The sequence below is a fragment of the Acinetobacter sp. TYF_19 genome (genome assembly GCF_043105125.1).
GTDB classification, from domain to species: Bacteria; Pseudomonadota; Gammaproteobacteria; order Pseudomonadales; family Moraxellaceae; genus Acinetobacter; species Acinetobacter johnsonii.
Map to the genome: position 1 here is coordinate 1 of NZ_JBICLH010000022.1, position 3,247 is coordinate 3,247.

Here is a 3,247-nt window from a genome sequence, read left to right on the forward strand (position 1 = left end):
AGAGCTGTCTCAAGACTTCGTGATGATATGTCCTTATGCAAGATGATTGGGGTGTTTATTCAGACAGGTCGCTTTGATAAATGTGCAAAATACACACCTTACGTCATTATGCAGCTGCCCGAACATACTGATGATGTTTTAGAGATTACCCGCATAGCGATGCAGGCCATTGATGAAATATTCAAACCCGGCTTTAAGTATAAAAAGGCAGGCATCATCCTGATGGAGATCATACCTAAAACCAAATTCTCCCCTGACCTATTTACCGATTACTCCCTACAAATTAAGCGATCCAAGCTCTCCGACGCCTTAGATCACATCACGCATAAGTATGGCAAAAATACTTTGTCTTTGGGTTTGTGTGGGCGCAAAGAAGAACACTGGCAAATGAATCAAGAACGCAAATCCCCGAACTATTTAACCGAATGGAATGAACTCTTTAGAGTGAGATAAAACTATGCATTTATTTAAACTTTCAAATGAACAATTGGCACAGATTTTAATTCCTAAGCGGTTTGTGCCACCGACTCCAGAGCAATTCAAAGATAAGAATATGGTTTATGTCTTTGACAGCGAGGATAAGTTTGAGCTGACTTATGATGAGCTAGTTGAGATTATTGGTAAGGCGAGACAGGCTGGACCTAGAATGATTCCCGTGTTAGGGACGGTGAATTAAATCAATCTGCAGTTATGTGTGTTTTAGATAAATTGAAAATTAAGATAGGTCAAAAATGAGAGATGAATTAAAAGAGATTTTTATTCGTGGATGTAACGACAAAATTGAGAAGAAAGGCAAGAATGTTGGTCTATCCTTTTATGCTTTCTTCAAGAATAAAAACGATAACCCAGAACTATTGATGGAGGCTGCTCAATGGTGGATCCTAGAGCACAAACTAGATCACTTTGAGAAAGCAGTTAAGATTAAGCAGCTAGTTGATTAGTCACTGAAAACCAAACTTTAGATACTAGTGGTAAGACTTTAATGATTGCATATGAGGTGTCTTATGTTAATTTTTTATACGAGTTAGCATAGCTAAAGATTGCATTCATACCATTAAAGTGTATATTTAAATATTGTTATTTCTTCCATAATTTGGAATATATATGATTTTCACAAAGATTAGGCTGAAAAATTGGTACTCATTTAAAGATGCCACTCTTGATCTCACTTATCCAAAGAAAATTGTAAACAATACAATTGATTATGAATATTTAAAAAAATTTGAAAGAATTAATTTTAAACGCGTACAAATAATTTCTGGGGCAAACTCTTCAGGGAAAACATCTTTCTCTAAAACTATTTCAGCAATTCGAGATTTCATTGCTCTTGGTTATATCTCCAAATACGTTAAAGAGGGTATTCGATCTGACGATGAAAAAGTTGGATTCGAAGTTGAGTTTATTTCTGAAAAGATACGACCAATCAAAGAGTTATATAATGACCAACCCAAACCCCCAATCACAACGAGTATGGAATATGATTACTTTAGTACCCTAGAAGTTACTTTTCATAACTCATTATTGGATTCAAAGAAGTCTTTACCAGGAACTCAATATAGCTATAAATATTTTAGCATACCTATTCAAGAGAGTGACTCTATCACCTCTCTAAGAAAAAAAATTGAAAAACTTAAGGAAGGTATTAAGCTAAAAAACAGTATATGTTTTGATTATGATAAAGGCTCACTTATATCAAATGAAGACGATAACAGCTTAGAAAATTCCTATTTCCCTTCAGCAATAGGTTATCTATGTAGTGATCATAGTCATCCTGTTATTGATCACCAATCTAAAATTGATCTAACGAAGAATGTTTTATATAAGGTTTTAAAAACGTTTGATCCAAGTATTTTAGGTATTTCAGATTCAATACATGAAGACTCAAGGGAACATAAAGGCTTCTATGTTGATTTTTATAATGGAAAATCTATATATATTTCAAAAGAAGGTGTTATCACCGATAATCTACACCTTTTATCAGTTGGAACACATCAAGCGGTTAACTTAGCAAAGTTTATTTCTTGTGTAATAAACTTTTCGTTTGATGAGAAAAATTTAAGCTTCATGTATTTCTTAGATGAAAATATGGCTAATGTTCAATCAGAAATTGAAAAATCTATGATCAATTTAGTGATTGAAAAGATGTCTCACTCATCTCAGTTTTTTTATACTACTCATAATTATGAAGTACTTGAAATGAATTTACCTGTTCATAGCTTTGTATTTATCAGGAGAGATGAAGAAAATAATTCTACTTTTATTCAAGCAGAGCAAAAGTTTAAGAAGAACGACCGCAGTATTTTGAGTTATGTGAAAAATGATGTTTTAGGAACACTTCCTGATACTCACCTTATTGATGACTTGCTTTATGATGGTGGGGCTAACCAGTGAAAGTAAAAAAGAGACAACAAATTATATTTATCGGAGAAGGTGCAACAGAGAAATCTTTAGTTAAAAGATTTTTTGAAGGGGCGGTAAAAGAAATAAATTTGGCTCAAAAAGATATCCAAAAGATATTAAAGCCCATTCCAGTTAAGGCTCATATACATTTGATGATTGACATAGATGTACTTGGTGATAAAGCATGTTTAAACAGAATGTTAGAGAATATTAAAACACTTAAAAGGCTTGGTTATAGTTTTTCCATCCTTCAACAGAATAAGAATTTAGAAGATGAATTAGCAAGAGCATGTAGCTGCTCTCTAAAATCTTTATTAGACTTTACAGACTGCAGTAGCACAAGCGAATTAAAAGGAAAGTTTATAAAGAACGCTTCCTGCGTACTTAATCATCCCAATTTTAATTATACTCGGCTTTGGACAACAGCTCTTATTCCTGAATTTGAAAGTTATAAATCTCACCAACTAACAGGGAATGATATAACTCTTCTTGAATAGTTAATAAAACATTTAAAGATTTGTGTTTCAATTCACACACTGCACACATACAGTGACATGCACCTTTGTCGAAATCGAATGCGCTGTGCAGCCTGAAAGCAGGATGCACAGCATGAATGCTTTGATCATGATAGAAACAAAGCCTTTTCTTTAGCACGACGATTCACAAGTCCTTGCATGCGTTTACCACCCGCATTCACCCACACATCAAACTGATCCGCAGCAGCACGATTATCATTGGCATTCAGCTTTTTCACCAAAGTTGATTTGCTAAATGCATTGGTCCCAATGTTGTAGGCAAGTGATACCAGCGCATCAAACTGATTTTGGCTCAGTGGCACCTTCACCGC

Annotated in this window: 6 protein-coding genes; 5 read left to right on the top strand and 1 reads right to left on the bottom strand. The window is 34.2% G+C overall.

Features of this window, described 5'->3' with window-relative positions:
* The 5 genes from ACF8FD_RS02905 to ACF8FD_RS02925 form a co-directional block, all read left to right on the top strand.
* On the top strand, nt 1-453 hold a 453-nt coding region (locus tag ACF8FD_RS02905; RefSeq protein ID WP_392453114.1), incomplete at its 5' end, for a DUF4113 domain-containing protein.
* A gap of 4 nt (nt 454-457) precedes the next feature.
* On the top strand, nt 458-676 hold the full coding sequence (locus ACF8FD_RS02910) for a hypothetical protein (RefSeq protein WP_279679461.1): 219 nt from the start codon (nt 458-460) through the stop codon (nt 674-676).
* Between the two features lie 55 nt (nt 677-731).
* Nucleotides 732-941, top strand: a complete 210-nt coding sequence (locus ACF8FD_RS02915) for a DUF6500 family protein (protein WP_279679460.1) — start codon at nt 732-734, stop codon at nt 939-941.
* A gap of 163 nt (nt 942-1,104) precedes the next feature.
* Nucleotides 1,105-2,391 (top strand): hypothetical protein, encoded by a 1,287-nt coding sequence (locus ACF8FD_RS02920; protein WP_279679459.1) that lies wholly within the window; start codon nt 1,105-1,107, stop codon nt 2,389-2,391.
* On the top strand, nt 2,388-2,897 hold the full coding sequence (locus ACF8FD_RS02925) for a hypothetical protein (protein WP_279679458.1): 510 nt from the start codon (nt 2,388-2,390) through the stop codon (nt 2,895-2,897). Before ACF8FD_RS02920 ends, ACF8FD_RS02925 begins: the two co-directional genes overlap by 4 nt.
* Before the next feature lie 125 nt (nt 2,898-3,022).
* On the opposite strand, the gene ACF8FD_RS02930 is transcribed toward ACF8FD_RS02925, so the two are convergent.
* Nucleotides 3,023-3,247: lysozyme (locus ACF8FD_RS02930; RefSeq protein ID WP_392453117.1), on the bottom strand; the 225-nt coding region annotated here is incomplete at its 5' end.